This is a genomic window from Streptomyces sp. NPDC051913 (assembly GCF_044593635.1).
Classification (GTDB): domain Bacteria; phylum Actinomycetota; class Actinomycetes; order Streptomycetales; family Streptomycetaceae; genus Streptomyces.
The window spans coordinates 282,575-299,426 of the sequence record NZ_JBIUCI010000002.1 but is presented as its reverse complement, the minus strand read 5'-3'; the positions used below and the strand labels follow the sequence as shown (position 1 = coordinate 299,426).

Sequence of the window (16,852 nt, the reverse complement as noted above, 5' to 3'; positions counted from 1 at the left end):
CCAACTGCGCACCCGAAACGCACTGGCGTGCGGTGCCGCAAGCAGGAGGCACCATGCGACCCCGACCCCCCGTCCGAGGCCGAGGCATATTCAGTGGCACCGGGCTCATCATCACCGGCCTGGCGGCGACCCTGGCTGCCCTGGTCTTCCCGGTCTGGTCGTACGCCGACCGGTCCGGGACCGGGGTCGACGTACTGAACGCCCAGACCGTGTCGACGCAGTACGGGCCGCTGTCCGCGCTCGACCGGGAGTTCGTCACCAAGGTCCGCCTGGCCGGGCTGTGGGAGCTGCCGGCCGGGCAACAGGCCCTTCAGAAGGGCACCACGCAGGCCGTCCGCACGGCGGGGCAGCATCTGGTCGAGGGGCACACGTTCCTGGACGAGCGGGTGCGCGACGTGGCCTCGCAGCTCGGCCTCGCGCTCCGCAACGAGCCCAACGACCAGCAGAAGCAGTGGCTGGCCACCCTGAGCTCGGCCCAGGGGACGGAGTACGACCGGCAGTTCGCCAACATCCTGCGCCTCGCGCACGGCCGGGTCTTCTCGGTCGTCGCCCAGGTGCGGGCCACCACGCGCAACTCCCTGGTGCGCGCCCTCGCCGACGACGCGAACACCACCGTCCTCGACCACATCAAGGTCCTGGAGGCCACCGGGTACGTCGACTGGGACGCCCTGGCCCAGGACATGGCCGCCGGCAGCACTCCCCCGATCACCCGCACCCCCGGCCCACCCGGCCCGACGACCGATCCGAGCCCGGCGATCCCGGTCACTCCGTCGGCCTCCCCGACGTACTCGCTGCCCCCACCGGCCAGCAGCCCGCCGCCGAACGAGAACTGAGCCGGCCAAACGGAACATCACGGCCCGGCCACGCTCCGTCCGGATCGTGAACAAGGCATGGCGCCCTCGCGACCGATTCGCATAGAACAGCGTCATGTTCTGGGTCCTTCTCCTCCTGCTGGCCTGGGCCGCCGCCGGTACCGCGTGTACCCGGCTGTGCCTGGCCGCCGTACGTGCTGCGGCCGTGGACACGGAAGAAGTGGCCGCGGGCCGTGGGCACGATCTGACGCTGTACGAGGCGGCGTTCCTGTCCGGCGGTCCCCGCCGGGTCGCCGACCTCACCATGGTCTCGATGGCACGCCAGCGCCGACTGCTCCTCGCACACACCGGCTGGGCGACGGTCGTCGACCCGCGCGGCCGGGACGAGATCGAACGCTCGGTCATCGGGGCCATAGGTCCGGAGGGCCAGTCCCGCATCACCCCGGCGCGGGACGCCGCGGCCGGCGCGGCCCCGGTGCGCGGCCTCGCCGACCGTCTCGTCCGCGCGGGTCTCGCCGTGCCGGACGGGGCGCGTACGACGGTGGCGGCGGCCGTCCGCCAGGTGCAGCTCGCCGCACTCGTCGTCCTCGCGCTGGGCGCGACCGCGCTGCTGACGCCCGCCCCCTCGGAGATGCCGCGCCAGCTGATCGCCCTCTGGTTCGCGCTGCCCCTCGCTCTCACGCTGAGCTGCCTGGCCATCGCCCGGGTCGAGGTCCACCCGTACTCGCGCTGGGCCTCCCCCGCCGGCCAGCGCCTGCTCGGCGCCCTGGCCCGCCGCACCGGGGGCGGCGACGACCGCACCTACCTGACCACCGTCGCCGTACGGGGGATCCGCGCGGTCGGTGAACCGGATCTGCGCGCGGCCTTCGCCGACCGTGAGCAGCACTGGCGCGACGGACAGACCAGGGGCGCATAGGGGGCATTGGCGCCGACACCGGCCGGACGGTGCTTGCCTTCACCAACAACCGAACGAAACATCCCTTTTGTTGCTGCCGTGCACCGAAGGGATACGCGATGAGAGCCCCCGCCCTCTACTCGGCCGCCGGGACCTTGATCCTGACCACACTCGCGGCCGCCCCGGCCGGCAGCACCTCGCCCGGAGTGCCGGGCGGCCTGCCGGGCGCGGTCGAGCTGCGGGGCACCGCGACGGCCGCCGCACGGGCCCAGGCTGCCGGGATCGCCTTCGGCAAGTGCCCCGACGCCGAGGACCTGCCGGCCGCGATGCGGTGCGGCACGGTCACCGTCCCGCTCGACTACGCCCACCCCGACGGCAAACAGATCAAACTCACCGTCAGCCGGGTCCGGGCCACCCACAAGGACCCCCACAACAGCAAGCACAAGGTCCCCGGGCAGGGCTCCCTGGTCTACAACCCGGGCGGACCCGGTGCCTCCGGCATGTACTTCCCGCTCATCGGCTACCTGCCCGAGTGGAAGCCGCTCGCGGCGGCGTACGACCTCGTCGGCTACGCCCCGCGCGGCGTCGGCCGCTCCGCCCCGCTGTCCTGCGAGGACCCCAAGCACTTCCTCAAGGCGCCCTCACCGGCGCCGGTGCACCCCTCGGAGTCGTACAAGCAGGAGCGCATCGCCGAGGCGAAGGCGTACGCGCGCGGCTGTGCCAAGCGGGCGGGCAGCGCGCTGCGGCACTACACCTCGCTCAACAACGCCCGTGACCTCGACGTCCTGCGCGCCGCGCTCGGCGAGGACCGGCTGACGTTCATGGGGGCGTCGTACGGCACCTACTTCGGGGCCCTGTACGCGACGCTGTTCCCCTCGCATGTGCGGCGGATGGTGTTCGACGCAGCGGTGAACCCGGACCCGCAGCAGGTTTGGTACCGCAACAACCTCGACCAGTCGGCCGCGTTCGAGGACCGCTGGGCGGACTTCCGCGAGTGGGTCGCCAAGCACGACAAGGTGTACGGGCTCGGCGACACGGCCGAGAAGGTGCAGCGCAGCTACGACAAGGCGGCGGCCCAGCTGGCGGCGGAACCGGCCGGCGGGAAGGTCGGGCCCGGGCAGTTGCAGGGGGCGTTCCTGACGGCCGGGTACTACGACGACTACTGGCCGCATCGCGCTGAGGCGCTGTCGTCGTATCTGAAGGGCGACCCGAAGCAGCTGATCGCGCAGGCGGGGCCGCATCCGGAGGCGGCGAAGGAGGCCGAGAACTCCCACGCCGTGTACACGGCCGTCGAGTGCAACGACGCGGCCTGGCCCACCCGGTGGGCGGTGTGGGACCGGGACAACACGCGGCTGGCGCGGGTGGCGCCGTTCGAGACGTGGGACAACGTGTGGACGAACCTGCCGTGCGCGTACTGGCAGGCGCCGCGCCAGGAGCCGCTGGATGTGCGCACGGGGCCCGGTGAGTTGCCGGTGACGTTGATCCTGGCCGCCGAGCGGGACGCGGCCGCGCCTTATGACGGGGCCATCGAGCTGCATCGGCGGCTGTCCGGGTCGGTGCTGGTGACCGAGCGGGACGCGGGGACGCACGGGATCGCGGGCGGGCCGAACGATTGTGTCAACGGGTACCTGGACGCGTACCTGTTGGAGGGCCGGCTCCGGGTGCGGCGCGCGGCCTGCGCACCGCACCCGGAGCCCAGGCCCCGGGGTTGATCAGGCCAGACCGGCGACCAGATCCCCGATGTCCTTGCGGCGGCCCGTGTAGAACGGGACCTCTTCGCGGACGTGCATGCGGGCCTCCGAAGCGCGCAGGTGGCGCATGAGGTCGACGATGCGGTACAGCTCGTCGGCCTCGAAGGCCAGGAGCCACTCGTAGTCGCCGAGGGAGAAGGAGGCGACCGTGTTCGCGCGGACGTCCGGGTAGCCGCGGGCCATCTTGCCGTGGTCGGCGAGCATACGGCGGCGGTCCTCGTCGGGCAGGAGGTACCAGTCGTAGGACCGCACGAAGGGGTAGACGCTCACGTAGTTGCGCGGCGTCTCGTCGGCGAGGAACGCCGGGATGTGCGAGCGGTTGAACTCGGCGGGGCGGTGCAGCGCCATGTTCGACCAGACCGGCTCCAGCGCGCGGCCCAGCCTGGTGCGGCGAAAGAGGTTGTACGCCTCCTGGAGCTGGTCGGCGGTCTCGGCGTGCCACCAGATCATGAGGTCGGCGTCGGCGCGCAGTCCCGACACGTCGTAGGTGCCGCGGATCGTGACGTCCTTGGCGGCGAGCTGGTCGAACAGCTCCTGGACCTCGTCGGCGTAGCCCGCGCGGTCCTCGGGGAGGACGTCCTTCAGTTTGAAGACGGACCAGAGCGTGTATCGGATGACCTCGTTGAGGTCCTTGGCCAGCTTGCCCTTGTTCGGGATCCGGCCGGCCTCGGGGGTGGTGGCATCGTTGGTCATGGTCCTTATTCTCCTGCTCCTCCGTGCAGACTCTGCACCGGGTGGGCGGTGAGCTCCTGCACACCGCGCTCGTCTCCGTGGATCCGGTCGACCGCCGCGTAGGCGCTCGCGACACAGGCCGGGATGCCCACTCCGTCGTACTGCGCCCCGCAGACGGCGAGGCCCGGGAGCTTCGCGAGGTGCTCACGGACGCGGGCCACGCGCGCGTGGTGGCCGACGGGGTACTGGGGCAGGCCGTCGGTCCAGCGGGTGACGCGGGTGTCGAGGGGGCTCGCGTCGAGGCCGGTGGCCTCGCGCAGATCCTGGCGGGAGACGTCGACGAGGTCCGCGTCGTCGCGGTCCAGGATCGCCGTCTCGCCGTAGCGGCCGACCGAGGTGCGCAGGACCACGACGTCCGGGTTCTCGTCGGCGATCCAGCCCCACTTCTGGGAGGCGAACGTGGCCGCCTTGATCGTGCGGCCGTCGACGGGCGGGACGAGGAAGCCGCTGCCGGCCGGGAGATCGATGTCCGCGCGGCGGTAGGCGAGGGTGACCAGGGCCATGGAGGCGTACTCGACGGCGGCGAGTTCGGCGGCGGCCGCGGGGGCTTCCGCGCGCAGCAGGCGGGAGGCGACGGGGGCGGGTACGGCGACGACCACGGAGGCGGCGCGCAGGACGCGGTCCCCGGCCGTGATCCGCCAGCCCTCGGCGCCCTCGCGGCGCAGTTCGGTCACGGGCGCGCCGGTGACGATCTCGCCGCCCCGCGCGCGGACCGCGTCGGCGACGGCGAGCGGGAGACCGCCGACGCCGCCCGCGAGGCCCATGAAGACCGGGCCGGTCTGCTGGTTGGCCGCCGCCTTGGCCTGGATCTCACGGACCGCCTCCGTCAGGGAGGTGTGCGTCTTCGCGGCCTGGTAGAGCTGCGGGACCGCGGAGCGCATCGAGAGGCGGTAGGCGTCGCCCGCGTACACGCCACCGAGCAGCGGCTCGATCAGGCGGTCGACGACCTCGCGGCCGAGCCGTGCGGCGACGTACTCGCCGACCGCCACGTCGTCGCCGACCTCGGTGCGCGGCAGGTCGGCGTCGCGCTCGATGCGGGCCAGTCCCTCGTCGGACAGGACGCCGGAGAGGGCGGACGCGGTGCCGGGGACGCCCATGACATGGCCCTTGGGCATCGGGCGCAGGGCGCCGCGGGTCCAGATCGAGGCGGTGGCGGTGGCGGGGGGTTGGAGGCGGTCGGTCAGGCCCACCTCGCGGGCCAGGGCGACGGCCTCCGGTCTGCGCGCCAGCATCGACTCCGCGCCGAGGTCCACGCGCGCGCCGGCGATCTCGCCGGGCAGCAGCTTGCCGCCGACGCGGCCGGACGCCTCCAGCACGGTCACCCGCGCCCCGCGCCCCAGCAGCCGGTGGGCCGCGGCCAGTCCCGCGATCCCGGCCCCGATGACGACGACGTGCCCCGTCGTACCTGATCCGCTCATGGCTCCACCTTCTCAGACGCCACCGACAGTGACGCCAGGGACCTTTGTCCCTTCCGAGTCCCGACCGTGACCCCTTCGGAACCGGCCCGCCCCAACGTTGCGCGGTGCCCGCGCGTCGAAGGAGCGTCAGTCGTCACAATCCGGGGGCACGCCCATGCGCACACGACGTTCCGTACGACCCGTCCAGGCCCTGGCGGGCATCCTGCTGGCCACCGCACTAGCCCTGACCGGCTGCTCCGGCTCCGACTCCTCCGACGGCGGCTCCGGCAGCGACAGCGCCGCGCTGTCGGACGGGAAGGAGGCCGCCCCGGGCGCCGCCGCCGACAGCGGCGGCAGGCAGGCGAGCACCGCTCCCCAGGTGCCCAGCAGCCACATCATCCGCACCGCCGAACTGACCGTTCAGGTCAAGGACGTGCCGAAGGCGCTGGATGCGGCCCGCACCACCGCCGAGAACGCGGGCGGCTACGTCGGCAAGGAGTCGACCTCCCGCGACGAGAAGGGCGCGGAGGAGACGCGGGTGACGCTGCGGGTGCCCGTCGACAGGTACGAGGAGGTGCTGGCCGAGCTGGAGGGCTCGGGCAAGCTCATCGAGCGCACCGCGAAGGCGCAGGACGTCACCGACCAGGTCGTCGACGTGGAGAGCCGCATCAAGTCGCAGCGCGCGAGCGTGGCCCGCATCCGCGAGCTGATGGACCGGGCCACCAAGTTGAGCGACGTGGTGACCCTGGAGGGCGAACTGAGCAGCCGTCAGGCCGATCTGGAGGCGCTGCTCGCCCGGCAGGCCTCCCTGAAGGACCGCACGAGCCTGGCCACCATCACCCTGTCCCTGTCCGAGAAGCCGGTCGCGAAGGCCGCCGGGGACGACGACCCGGGGGTCGTGGACGCGCTGGCGGGCGGCTGGGACGCGTTCGTGAGGATGCTGCGCTGGATCGTGGTGGCGCTCGCGGCGGTCCTGCCGTTCGCCGCGGTCCTGGCCCTGCTGGTGCTGGCGTGGTTGCGCCTGCTCCGCCCCCGGCGCTCGCGCCGACCGGTCCCGGAGCACCTCCCGGTGGCCGCCGAGGAGCGGGGCGGCGGGCAGCACTGAAATGCCCGCCCCACGTAGCGTGTTCGCATGAACATGAGCGCTGCGAGGGAACGACTGGTCGTGATCGGCGGCGACGCCGCGGGGATGTCCGCGGCGTCGCAGGCCCGCCGGCTGAAGGGGCCCGACGAACTGGAGATCGTGGCGTTCGAGCGGGGCCGCTTCACCTCCTACTCGGCCTGCGGCATCCCGTACTGGGTGGGCGGCGACGTCGGGGAGCGGGACGAGCTGATCGCCCGCACGCCCGAGGAGCACCGGGCCCGTGACATCGACCTGCGCATGCGCACGGAGGTCACGGAGATCGACGTCGAGCGGCGGCGGGTCCGCGCGCGTGACCTCGACTCCGGGGCGGAGTCCTGGACGTCGTACGACAAACTCGTGATCGCGACCGGCGCCCGCCCCGTCCGCCCGGACCTGCCGGGCGTCGACGCGCCGGGCGTCCACGGGGTGCAGACCCTCGGCGACGGGCAGGCGCTGATCGACACGCTGGCACGCACGCGTGGGCGGCGGGCGGTGGTGGTCGGCGCGGGGTACATCGGCGTCGAGATGGCCGAGGCGCTCATCAACCGCGGTTACGAGGTGACGGTCGTCAATCGCGGCAGCGAGCCCATGTCGACGCTCGACCCGGACATGGGGCGCCTGGTGCACGAGGCGATGGAGGGCCTGGGCATCACCATGGTCGACGATGCCGCCGTCACGAAGATCCTGACCGGTGAGGACGGCCGGGTACGGGCGGTGGCCACGGAGGACGCCGAGTACCCGGCGGACGTCGTGGTGCTGGGCATCGGGGTGCGCCCGGAGACGGAGCTGGCCAAGGCGGCGGGGCTGCCCGTGGGCCGCCATGACGGGCTGCTGACCGATCTCGGCATGCGGGTGCGCGGCCACGAGGACATCTGGGCGGGCGGTGACTGTGTGGAGGTCCTGGACCTCGTCTCCGGCCAGGAACGCCACATCGCGCTCGGCACCCACGCCAACAAGCACGGCCAGGTCATCGGCGCCAACGTCGGCGGCGGTTACGCGACCTTCCCGGGCGTGGTCGGTACGGCGGTCAGCAAGGTCTGCGACCTGGAGATCGCGCGGACGGGACTGCGCGAGAAGGACGCGCACCGGGTGGGCCTGCGGTTCGTGTCCGTCACCATCGAGTCGACGTCCCGCGCGGGCTACTACCCCGGCGCCTCCCCCATGACGGTCAAGATGCTCGCCGAGCGCCGCACGGGACGGCTGCTCGGCGTGCAGATCGTCGGCAGGGAGGGCGCCGGGAAGCGCGTGGACATCGCGGCGGTGGCGCTGACGGCCGGGATGACGGTGGAGCAGATGACAGCCCTGGACCTGGGCTACGCACCACCGTTCAGCCCGGTGTGGGACCCGGTACTGGTCGCGGCCAGGAAGGCGGCGAAGGCCGTACAGGCTTAGGCGCCGGTCGCGTTGATCCGCTCTATGGCCTGCCGTGCCTGCTCGGCCGGGGGGCGGGGCAGCGAGGAGACGGACGCGCTCGCGGGGACGGCGGCCGGCATGGCGGCGGGCTGCTCGCCCGCGGGCTTGGCGTGGGCGGCGGAGGCCCGGGACGACCGCAGCCGGTGGCTCACCGCCTCGTCCAGCGTCACCGGTCGCTGCATCTGGGAGGCGAGCCGCCCCGCCTCCTGGCCCAGTCGGGCGACGTCCTCCCAGGGCAGTCGCAGCACGACGGCGAGCTCGGCCTCACCGTCGGGCAGCGCGTGGATCGGAGGAGTAACTCGGTCGTTCATCGCCTGTTCCTCACGTCGGTTGAGAACACATACGCACGCGCGCGTGCGGGTGTTCACCGATTCACGCCCCGTATTGCGGGCACATTTCCCTTGTGGTCATCCCCGTCCATGACGTGAACCCGGTGCGCCGTACCCCTGTGGTGACGTATGCGCTCATCGCCGCGAACGTGCTGGTCTTCCTGTACACGCCCGGCCTCGCCGGCTCCGTGGCGGGCGACAGCGGCCTGTCCCAGCTGTGTCATCTGCAGGCGTTCCTGGACCACTACGCGGCCGTGCCGCAGGAGCTGATCCACCATCAGCTGCCGCGGCTGGTCCCCACCGGTGAGGTGGGGCCGGGCGGCCACGGCTGTGTGGTCGGCCCGCCGGCCTACGACAAGTCCCCGGCGCTGTCCGTGTTCTCCGCGATGTTCCTGCACGGCGGCTGGCTGCATCTGCTGGGCAACATGCTGTTCCTGCTGATCTTCGGCAACAACGTCGAGGACCGCATGGGCCATGTCCGCTTCGCGCTGTTCTACGTCGTCTGCGGCTACGCGGCCTCGTACGGCTTCGCGCTTCTCAACGACGACTCCGGCGACCCGCTGATCGGCGCGTCCGGGGCCATCGCGGGGGTGCTGGGCGCCTATCTGGCGCTGTATCCGAAGGCCAGGGTGTGGGTCCTGGTCCCGTTCCTGGTCTTCCTGCCGCTCAGACTGCCGGCCTGGCTGGTGCTCGGGTTCTGGTTCGTGCTCCAGGCCTTCTACTCGTCCGGCGAGGGCGTCTCCGACGCGGGCACGGTGGCGTACGCGGCGCACGTCGTGGGCTTCCTCGTCGGCATGCTGCTGGCCTGGCCGCTCAAGGCGGGCACGACCCCGCCGCCGGAACCGCGCGGCCTGCTGTTCGGCAGGAAGGCGCGGCCCCGGCACACCTGGTAGGTCAGCGGGCGGTCTGCGTGTGGACGTACTCCACGAGCCGGGTCAGCGCGTCCGGGTCGGTGGAGGGCATGACGCCGTGACCGAGGTTGAAGACATGGCCCTCCAGGTCCCTCGCCGTCTCCAGGACCTCGCGGGTCTTGGCCTCCACGGCCTCGGTGCCGGCGAACAGGACGGTCGGGTCGAGGTTGCCCTGGAGCGCCTTGCCGGGGCCGACGCGGCGGGCGGCCTCGTCGAGCGACACCCGGTAGTCGACGCCGACGACATCCGCGCCGGCCTCGCCCATGAGGCCCAGCAGCTCGCCGGTGCCGACGCCGAAGTGGATGCGCGGGACGCCGTACCCGGCGACGGCGTCGAGCACCTTCGCGGAGGCGGCCATCACCGAGCGGCGGTAGTCGACGGGGGCGAGCGCGCCGGCCCAGGAGTCGAAGAGCTGGACGGCGGAGGCGCCGGCCTCGATCTGCACCTTCAGGAACGCGGCCGTGATGTCGGCGAGCCTGTCCAGCAGGTCGGCCCAGAGCTCCGGGTCGCCGTACATCATCGCCTTGGCGTTCTCGTACGTGCGCGAGGGACCGCCCTCGACGAGGTAGCTCGCGAGGGTGAAAGGCGCGCCGGCGAAACCGATGAGCGGGGTGGCGCCGAGCTCGGCGGTCAGCAGGCCGATGGCCTCGGTGACGTAGGAGACGTCCTCGGGGGTGAGGTCGCGCAGCTGGGCCAGGTCGGCGCGGGTGCGGATCGGCTTCTCGACGACCGGGCCGACGCCGGGCTTGATGTCGAGGTCGATGCCGATGGCCTTGAGCGGGACGACGATGTCGCTGAAGTAGATCGCCGCGTCCACGTTGTGCCGGCGCACCGGCTGGAGGGTGATCTCGGTGACCAGCTCGGGCCGCATGCACGACTCGAGCATCGGGACGCCCTCGCGGACCTTGCGGTACTCGGGCAGTGAGCGCCCGGCCTGCCGCATGAACCACACCGGGGTGTGCGGCACGGGCTCGCGCCGGCAGGCCTTGAGGAAGGCGGATTCGTACGTGGCGGACGGCGGCGTCTGATTAGCACTCACGTCGGCAAGTCTCGCACGGCGTCCCGGGTGCCGAGTGCCCGGCGTCGGTACCGGGTCGCCGGTGACCTGGCGCCCGTTGTCCGGGTGTCTAGGGCGGCACCGGGCCCCGCTTCCCTTTAATCTTCCCGCATGGCTGCGGCTCAAGGACGACTGTCGGACGGCACTGGCGGAATGGACGACGCGAAGGAGGGGGATCGGGATACGAGCAGCGACGCTCCGTTGCCCTTCCGGGCCGCCGTCGACGCGCTGAGGGCCGCGCGGCTCAGGCCGCAGATCGAGGTGGAGCCGACCCGCGCCCCGCAGCGGCTGGCGCCGTTCGCGTACGCGCTGGAGGCGGCGGTCGTCGACGGCGACCAGGACCTGGCCGACGGCCGGCTGGTGCTGCTGCACGACCCGGACGGGCACGACGCCTGGCGGGGTGCGTTCCGGCTGGTGACGCTGGTGCGCGCGGAGCTGGAGCCGGAGATGGCGGCCGATCCGCTGCTGCCCGACGTCTGCTGGTCGTGGCTGACCGGGGCGCTCCAGGCCCGTGGTCTGGCGTGCGGGGAGCCGAGCGGCACGGTCACCCGGGCCAGCTCCTACTACTTCGGCGGTCTCGCCGAGCGTCCCTCGGCCTCGCAGATCGAGATCCGCGCCTCCTGGACGCCTCGGGAGGGTCTGGGCGGGGTGCCGGACACGGCGGGTCATCTGGCGGCCTGGTGCGATCTGCTGGCGCAGGTCGCGGGGCTGCCGCCGGCCGGGCCCGGCGACGCGTCGGTGGTGACGCTGCCGCAGCGGCGCGGTCCCCAGTCACGCTGACGTCCACCCCCGGTGTCACCTTTTCGGGCGCAGGAATTTTGTCGTCACTTTGTCGATACGGCCACTTTCAGTCGAGAGTGATCCGTCGAACGAACTGAATCGTTCACCGAACGATCGACCACACGTCCGAATTGCACCAATTGTTACTCACTAGATCGTGATCATTTCCTAAAGGACTCGTGGTTCGGTGCCGAAGACGACTGTGACCTTCCAAGTCGTCCCCGCACCCCAGGAGGCCTGGTGTCCGTTCTCCTCGAGCAGCCCGCAAGCCTGGTCGCCTACCGCCCGAACAAGCCCACCGCGATGGTGGTCGTGGCCGACCCGCGCGTCCGCTCCACCGTCACCCGCCACCTGTGGGCGCTCGGTGTGCGCGATGTCATCGAGGCCTCGTCCGTCGCGGAGGCTCGTCCCCGCATCGGCAACCCCCGCGACATCTGCGTCGCCGACGTCCACCTGCCCGACGGCTCCGGCCTGACCCTCCTGTCGGAGACCCGAGCGGCAGGCTGGCCCAACGGCCTCGCCCTCTCCGCCGCCGACGACATCGGCGCCGTTCGCAACGCCCTCGCGGGCGGAGTGAAGGGCTACGTCGTCACCGGCACCCGCACCAACGTCGGGCTCCCCACCCGACCGGGCGCCGCCCCCATCGGCTCCCGCGCCGCAGGAATGCACCGCCGCCCCCCGGGTGCCCCGAGCCACCCGGGCGGCTACCGCGAACTGTCCGGCCGTGAGGTCGAGGTACTGCGACTGGTGGCGGAGGGCCAGTCGAACAAGGCCATCGGCGTCTCGATGGGCCTGTCCGCACTGACCGTCAAGAGCCACCTCGCCCGCATCGCCCGCAAGCTCGGCACGGGCGACCGTGCCGGAATGGTGGCGGTGGCCCTGCGCACCGGCATCATCCACTGAGGTCCCGCCGAGGGTGCCCCGCCCTCATCGTTCACGGACGTGAACCAGACCTTTCGCGGTACTGACTGGTTTACGACCCTCAGGCGCCCGTCGACGGAACGTTCCGTCGGCGGGCGCTGTCCATACACGGATACCCTTGACAGGTGACCGACGCCCAAGACACCGCAGCAGACAGCTCACTGCGAACCACCGGAGGCGCCCCTCCGGACGACGGCGGATCTTCTGTTACGGGGGCGCCGAACCCTGAACCGGGACCCGAAGCCGGTCCCGAACCCGGCCCTGAGCCGATTCCGCTCCTGGAACCGCGCGAGGGCATCCCGCCCGTCGTCGCGGACGAGACCGCGCTCGCCGAGGTCATCGCCGCGTTCGCCGCCGGGACCGGCCCCGTCGCCGTCGACGCCGAGCGCGCCTCCGGCTACCGCTACGGACAGCGCGCCTACCTCGTCCAGCTGCGCCGTGAAGGCGCCGGGACCGCGCTGATCGACCCCGTGGCCTGCCCCGACCTGTCGGGGCTCGGCGAGGCCCTCTCCGGCGTCGAGTGGGTGCTGCACGCCGCCACCCAGGACCTTCCCTGCCTGCGCGAGATAGGTATGGTGCCGACCTCGCTGTTCGACACCGAGCTGGCCGGACGCCTCGCCGGGTTCCCCCGGGTCGGGCTCGGCGCGATGGTCGAGGGCGTCCTGGGCTTCGTACTGGAGAAGGGCCACTCCGCCGTCGACTGGTCGACCCGGCCGCTGCCCGAGCCGTGGCTGCGCTACGCCGCGCTGGACGTGGAACTCCTGGTCGATCTGCGGGACGCCCTGGAGAAGGAGCTGGACCGGCAGGGGAAGCTGGAGTGGGCGCGCCAGGAGTTCGACGCGATCGCGGCGGCTCCGCCCGCCGAGCCGCGCAAGGATCCCTGGCGGCGGACGTCCGGGATGCACAAGGTGCGCCGGCGCCGGCAGCTGGCCGTGGTGCGGGAGCTGTGGCAGACGCGGGACCGGATCGCCCAGCGGCGGGACGTGTCCCCGGGCAAGGTGCTGTCGGATGCGGCGATCGTGGAGGCCGCGCTGTCCCTGCCGACCGGTGTGCAGGTGCTGGCCGGGCTGAACGGGTTCGGGCAGCGGATGGGGCGGCGGCAGCTGGAGCAGTGGCAGGCGGCGGTGGACCGGGCCAAGGCGCTGCCCGAGGCGCAGTTGCCTGCGCCTGGGCAGCCGGTGACGGGGCCGCCGCCACCGCGCGCGTGGGCCGACAAGGATCCTGCGGCCGCGGCTCGGTTGTCGGCGGCTCGGGCGGGCGTTTCCGCCTTGGCCGAGCGGCTCAACATGCCTCAGGAGAACCTGATCACTCCGGACACCGTGCGGCGGGTTTGCTGGGAGCCGCCGAAGGTGGTCGATGCGGGGACGGTCGGGGACGCGCTGGCCGGGCATGGGGCTCGGGCTTGGCAGGTTGAACTTGTGGCGCCGGTTCTGGTGAGTGCGTTGTCCGCCTGATCGCCGTTGGGGTTTCTGCTGTGCGGCGACTGCGGGTTGTCCGTGGTTGCTCGCGCAGTTCCCTGCGCCCCTTCACGTCTCCTACCTGGTCGCTCCTCTCGTGAAGCCGTTGTAGATGTAGCGCTGCAGTGCCAGGAAGACGATCAAGGTGGGGAGGATGACGACTATCGCTCCTGCCGAGATCGTTTCCCAATGGGCGCCGAAGGGGCCCTTGAAGCGGAACAGGGACGTCGAGATCACGCCAAGATCCTGGGACGGCATGTAGAGGAACGGGATGTAGAAGTCGTTGTAGACGGTGATCCCCTTCACGATGACGACCGTGGCGATGGCCGGTTTCAGGAGGGGGAAGATGATCTTTCGGTAGATCGTGAAGGCGTTGGCGCCGTCCAGGCGGGCCGACTCGTCCAGGGAGACCGGGATCGAGCGCACGAACTGCAGGAAGATGTAGATCGAGACGATGTCGGTGCCCATGTAGAGGGTGATGGGCGCCCAGAGCGTGTCGAACATGCCGAAGCCGTTGACGATCTGGAAGGTCGCGACCTGGGTCGTGACGCCGGGGACCAGGGCCGCCAGCAGGAACAGGGCCACGACCAGTTTCTTGAAGCGGAACGTGAAGCGGTCGATCGCGTACGCCGTCATCGAACCGATCAGGACCGTGCCGGCGATGGCGAACACCAGGATGAAGGCCGTGTGACCGAAGGCCGAGAGCATCCGGCCGTCCTGGAACGCGGTCACGTAGTTGTGGAAGTTCAGCGGGTCGTCGGGGAGGGTCAGGGCCCCGCTGCCGCCCGTCATCTCCTCGTCCGTCTTCAGGGACGTCAGGAAGACCACGCCCAGCGGAAGCAGGACGACGAGCGTCGCGAGGATGAGCGAGGCGTAGACGAACGTGCGGGCCACGGCTCGGCGGGTCATACCAGGTCCACCTTGTCGTCGGGGACGAGCCTGCGCTGGAGCCAGGTCACCAGCAGGATGATCAGCAGCAGGATCAGGGCGGCGGCTGAGGCCAGTCCCGTCTTGTTGAACTGGAAGGCCAGCTTCACCGTCTGGATCACAAAGGTCTCCGTGCCGGTCGCGCCGCCCGTCATGATGTACGGGATCTCGAAGGCGGACAGCGAGCCCGAGACCGAGAGGATGACGGTCAGGGTCAGGACCGGCTTGATACCCGGCGCGATGATGTGGCGGAACTGGTGCCAGCGGTTGGCGCCGTCCAGTTCCGCCGCCTCGTACAACTCCCCCGGGATCGACTGGATCGCGCCCAGGAACAGGACGAAGTTCAGGCCCAGATAGCGCCAGACGGAGACCGCGGCCAGCGAGGAGTTGGCGGAGAACGGCGTGCCCAGCCAGGCGTGGTCGGAGTGGTGGCCGAACAGGGCGAGGACCGAGTCGAGGGTGCCGCCGTCCTGGAAGAAGTAGAGGAAGACGAAGCCGATCGCCACCCCGTTGACCAGGTACGGGAAGAAGAGCACGCCCTTGAAGAAGTTCCGGAAGCGGACGTTGAAGCTCAGGACCGTCGCGAAGTACAGCGCCGCGACGATCTGGATCGCCGAGGCGACCAGGTAGTAGCCGCTGACGAAGAAGACCTCGAACAGCTCGGAGCGGGTGAACAGTTCGGTGTAGTTCTCCAGCCCCGTGTAGTGCAGCTCGGGGCTCACACCGTCCCAGTCGGTGAAGCTGTACGCGACCATGTTGACGATCGGCGCGTAGGTGAAGGTGATCAGGAGGACGAGGGGGACGACCAGGAAGATCCAGGGCGTCAGTTGGCGCAGGACGCGGGCCCGGCGGGGGGCCGGAGCCGGTACCGGAGTGTCCCGTATCGGCTCCTTCGTGACGGACACCCGTGCGGTGGTGTCCGTCATCAGGACCCCAGGTTCTTCTGGGTCTCGGTCCACTTCTGGCCCAGGCTCTTCAGATAGTCGTCGAGCGTGCCCTTCTTCGCGCCGCGGGCCAGGTCGACCAACTCCTGCCGGTAGTCGGGGGTGTTGATGCCGACCTCGGACTCGGTGTCGATGGCCTTGACCTCGGCGCCCTTGCTGTCGTCCAGCTCGATGAGCTTGACGCCCTGCTCCTCGTACGGCTTCAGGACGGTCGGCATGGGCGCGTCCTTGAGCGGCGAGATGGCCAGGTTGTCGTCGGCGTAGCCGGACTTGTCGGTGAACCAGTCGAGCCAGGCGCGGGCGGCTTCCTTGTGCTTCGAGTGGACGTTGATGCCCTGGTTGTAGTCCGGGCCCACGGTGGCGCAGAACTTGCCGTCGGTCTGGGCCGGGAAGGGCATGAAGCCGATGTCGTCCGGGTTCACGCCGGCCTTCTTCGCGGCGTCCTGGAACTGGATGATCGCCCAGGTGCCGAGCCACTGCGTGGCGATCTGGCCCTTGGCCAACTGCCCCTTGGAAGCTTCCCAGTTGGAGGTGGTCGGGTCCTTCTCGGCGAGGCCCTCGTGGACGATGTCGTACAGGAGCGTGTCGCCGACGCGCAGGTCGGCGCCCTCGGCCCAGGGGTCGCCCTCGGCGATCTTGGTGGTGGCCTGGGGGTCGCAGTGGACCGTGCCGTTGACGAAGGTCCAGGAGGTCAGGGTCCAGCCGGCGGCGAAGTTGGTGTAGTACGGGGTCGCGTCGGTCTTGGACTTGATGGCCTTGAGCGCGGTCACGAACTCGTCCGGGGTGGTGGGCCAGTCGGTGACGCCGGCCTCCTGCCAGATCCGCTTGTTGTAGAGGAAGCCCGGCATCACGCCGTCGGCGGTCTGGCCGTAGACCTTGCCGTCGACCGCGGTGTAGTCGGTGAACCGGTACTTCTTGCTGCGCTCCGCGACCGTGCCCAGCGAGGCGAAGAACTTGGGGTAGTCGCTCTTCTTGATCACCCCGGGGATCATCAGGACATCGCCGTAGTTCTCCGTGTTCATACGGATCTTGACCTCGGCCTCGTAGTTCGTGAGGGCCTCGAACTTGACCTTGACCTTCGGGTAGATCTTGTTGAACTCGGCGGCGTACTCGTCCATCGTGCCGTCCTGCACCAGGTCGGTGCGCACGGTGAGGACCTTGATGGTGCCGGTGACCTTCGCCGGGTCGTCGGGCGCCTTGGCGTCGGCGCCTTTCGAGGTGCCTCCGGTACCGGTGCAGCCGGCGGCCAGGACGGCGGATCCCACGGCCAGGGCCAGGATGTGACGGCGGTTCATGTGCATCAGCTCCGTTCTCGGGACGTTCACGGGACGGACGAGCACTTGCGGGTTGGCTGGTTCGGTACTCTGACAACGTTTTCTTAACCGGTAAAGTCCGTATCTCGC

General features: G+C 70.9%; 16 protein-coding genes. 9 read left to right on the top strand and 7 right to left on the bottom strand.

Features of this window, described 5'->3' with window-relative positions:
- Positions 1–53 precede the first annotated feature (53 nt).
- From ACIHIX_RS06645 to ACIHIX_RS06635, 3 genes are all read left to right on the top strand, one after another.
- Positions 54–833 (top strand): DUF4142 domain-containing protein, encoded by a 780-nt coding sequence (locus ACIHIX_RS06645; RefSeq protein WP_399950700.1) that lies wholly within the window; start codon positions 54–56, stop codon positions 831–833.
- Between the two features lie 94 nt (positions 834–927).
- Positions 928–1,728, top strand: coding sequence for a TIGR04222 domain-containing membrane protein (locus tag ACIHIX_RS06640; RefSeq protein ID WP_399950697.1), 801 nt, complete (start codon positions 928–930; stop codon positions 1,726–1,728).
- Positions 1,729–1,826: 98 nt separating this feature from the next.
- Entirely contained in the window at positions 1,827–3,419 is a 1,593-nt protein-coding gene (locus ACIHIX_RS06635) for an alpha/beta hydrolase (protein ID WP_399950694.1), read from the top strand.
- Here ACIHIX_RS06635 and hemQ read toward each other — a convergent pair whose 3' ends face one another.
- A complete protein-coding gene (gene hemQ, locus ACIHIX_RS06630) occupies positions 3,420–4,151 on the bottom strand; it encodes a hydrogen peroxide-dependent heme synthase (RefSeq protein ID WP_399950692.1) in 732 nt (243 codons plus the stop codon).
- Positions 4,152–4,156: 5 nt separating this feature from the next.
- On the bottom strand, positions 4,157–5,608 hold the full coding sequence (gene hemG / locus ACIHIX_RS06625; protein WP_399950689.1) for a protoporphyrinogen oxidase: 1,452 nt from the start codon (positions 5,606–5,608) through the stop codon (positions 4,157–4,159).
- A 154-nt stretch (positions 5,609–5,762) separates the two neighbouring features.
- Here hemG and ACIHIX_RS06620 point away from each other — a divergent pair, with 154 nt between their 5' ends.
- Positions 5,763–6,692, top strand: a complete 930-nt coding sequence (locus tag ACIHIX_RS06620; RefSeq protein ID WP_399950686.1) for a DUF4349 domain-containing protein — start codon at positions 5,763–5,765, stop codon at positions 6,690–6,692.
- Between the two features lie 27 nt (positions 6,693–6,719).
- On the top strand, positions 6,720–8,102 hold the full coding sequence (locus tag ACIHIX_RS06615; protein WP_399950683.1) for an FAD-dependent oxidoreductase: 1,383 nt from the start codon (positions 6,720–6,722) through the stop codon (positions 8,100–8,102).
- Here ACIHIX_RS06615 and ACIHIX_RS06610 read toward each other — a convergent pair.
- Positions 8,099–8,434 carry a hypothetical protein gene (locus tag ACIHIX_RS06610; protein WP_399950680.1) on the bottom strand — a complete coding sequence of 112 codons (336 nt, stop codon included), beginning with the start codon at positions 8,432–8,434 and terminating at the stop codon, positions 8,099–8,101. The two genes, ACIHIX_RS06615 and ACIHIX_RS06610, sit on opposite strands and share 4 nt — an antisense overlap.
- A 92-nt stretch (positions 8,435–8,526) precedes the next feature.
- On the opposite strand from ACIHIX_RS06610, the gene ACIHIX_RS06605 reads away from it, so the two are divergent.
- Positions 8,527–9,345 (top strand): rhomboid family intramembrane serine protease, encoded by an 819-nt coding sequence (locus ACIHIX_RS06605; protein WP_399950677.1) that lies wholly within the window; start codon positions 8,527–8,529, stop codon positions 9,343–9,345.
- Between the two features lies 1 nt (position 9,346).
- Here ACIHIX_RS06605 and hemE read toward each other — a convergent pair whose 3' ends face one another.
- The gene (gene hemE / locus ACIHIX_RS06600; protein ID WP_399950674.1) at positions 9,347–10,402 is read right to left on the bottom strand and encodes a uroporphyrinogen decarboxylase; all 1,056 of its coding nucleotides are present in this window, start codon (positions 10,400–10,402) and stop codon (positions 9,347–9,349) included.
- Between the two features lie 129 nt (positions 10,403–10,531).
- Here hemE and ACIHIX_RS06595 point away from each other — a divergent pair, with 129 nt between their 5' ends.
- The 3 genes from ACIHIX_RS06595 (at position 10,532) to ACIHIX_RS06585 (ending at position 13,575) form a co-directional block, all read left to right on the top strand.
- A complete protein-coding gene (locus tag ACIHIX_RS06595) occupies positions 10,532–11,200 on the top strand; it encodes a DUF3000 domain-containing protein (protein ID WP_399950671.1) in 669 nt (222 codons plus the stop codon).
- A 240-nt stretch (positions 11,201–11,440) separates the two neighbouring features.
- The gene (locus tag ACIHIX_RS06590) at positions 11,441–12,103 is read left to right on the top strand and encodes a response regulator transcription factor (RefSeq protein WP_059195623.1); all 663 of its coding nucleotides are present in this window, start codon (positions 11,441–11,443) and stop codon (positions 12,101–12,103) included.
- A 143-nt stretch (positions 12,104–12,246) separates the two neighbouring features.
- On the top strand, positions 12,247–13,575 hold the full coding sequence (locus tag ACIHIX_RS06585; RefSeq protein ID WP_399950668.1) for a ribonuclease D: 1,329 nt from the start codon (positions 12,247–12,249) through the stop codon (positions 13,573–13,575).
- An 81-nt stretch (positions 13,576–13,656) separates the two neighbouring features.
- Here ACIHIX_RS06585 and ACIHIX_RS06580 read toward each other — a convergent pair whose 3' ends face one another.
- From ACIHIX_RS06580 to ACIHIX_RS06570, 3 genes are read right to left on the bottom strand one after another with little or no spacing between them, the layout of a single operon-like run.
- A complete protein-coding gene (locus ACIHIX_RS06580) occupies positions 13,657–14,487 on the bottom strand; it encodes a carbohydrate ABC transporter permease (protein ID WP_399950665.1) in 831 nt (276 codons plus the stop codon).
- Complete coding sequence (locus ACIHIX_RS06575; RefSeq protein ID WP_399950662.1) at positions 14,484–15,431, bottom strand: carbohydrate ABC transporter permease; 948 nt, start codon at positions 15,429–15,431, stop codon at positions 14,484–14,486. Before ACIHIX_RS06575 ends, ACIHIX_RS06580 begins: the two co-directional genes overlap by 4 nt.
- On the bottom strand, positions 15,431–16,744 hold the full coding sequence (locus ACIHIX_RS06570) for an extracellular solute-binding protein (protein WP_399950659.1): 1,314 nt from the start codon (positions 16,742–16,744) through the stop codon (positions 15,431–15,433). The genes ACIHIX_RS06575 and ACIHIX_RS06570 overlap by 1 nt, the downstream gene beginning before the upstream one ends.
- Positions 16,745–16,852 lie beyond the last annotated feature (108 nt).

Coding starts and splice junctions, on each gene's coding strand:
- ACIHIX_RS06645 (WP_399950700.1), top strand. CDS start 54: ATGCGACCCCGACCCCCCGTCCGAGGCCGAGGCATATTCAGTGGCACC.
- ACIHIX_RS06640 (WP_399950697.1), top strand. CDS start 928: ATGTTCTGGGTCCTTCTCCTCCTGCTGGCCTGGGCCGCCGCCGGTACC.
- ACIHIX_RS06635 (WP_399950694.1), top strand. CDS start 1,827: ATGAGAGCCCCCGCCCTCTACTCGGCCGCCGGGACCTTGATCCTGACC.
- hemQ (WP_399950692.1), bottom strand. CDS start 4,151: ATGACCAACGATGCCACCACCCCCGAGGCCGGCCGGATCCCGAACAAG.
- hemG (WP_399950689.1), bottom strand. CDS start 5,608: ATGAGCGGATCAGGTACGACGGGGCACGTCGTCGTCATCGGGGCCGGG.
- ACIHIX_RS06620 (WP_399950686.1), top strand. CDS start 5,763: ATGCGCACACGACGTTCCGTACGACCCGTCCAGGCCCTGGCGGGCATC.
- ACIHIX_RS06615 (WP_399950683.1), top strand. CDS start 6,720: ATGAACATGAGCGCTGCGAGGGAACGACTGGTCGTGATCGGCGGCGAC.
- ACIHIX_RS06610 (WP_399950680.1), bottom strand. CDS start 8,434: ATGAACGACCGAGTTACTCCTCCGATCCACGCGCTGCCCGACGGTGAG.
- ACIHIX_RS06595 (WP_399950671.1), top strand. CDS start 10,532: ATGGCTGCGGCTCAAGGACGACTGTCGGACGGCACTGGCGGAATGGAC.
- ACIHIX_RS06580 (WP_399950665.1), bottom strand. CDS start 14,487: ATGACCCGCCGAGCCGTGGCCCGCACGTTCGTCTACGCCTCGCTCATC.
- ACIHIX_RS06575 (WP_399950662.1), bottom strand. CDS start 15,431: ATGACGGACACCACCGCACGGGTGTCCGTCACGAAGGAGCCGATACGG.
- ACIHIX_RS06570 (WP_399950659.1), bottom strand. CDS start 16,744: ATGAACCGCCGTCACATCCTGGCCCTGGCCGTGGGATCCGCCGTCCTG.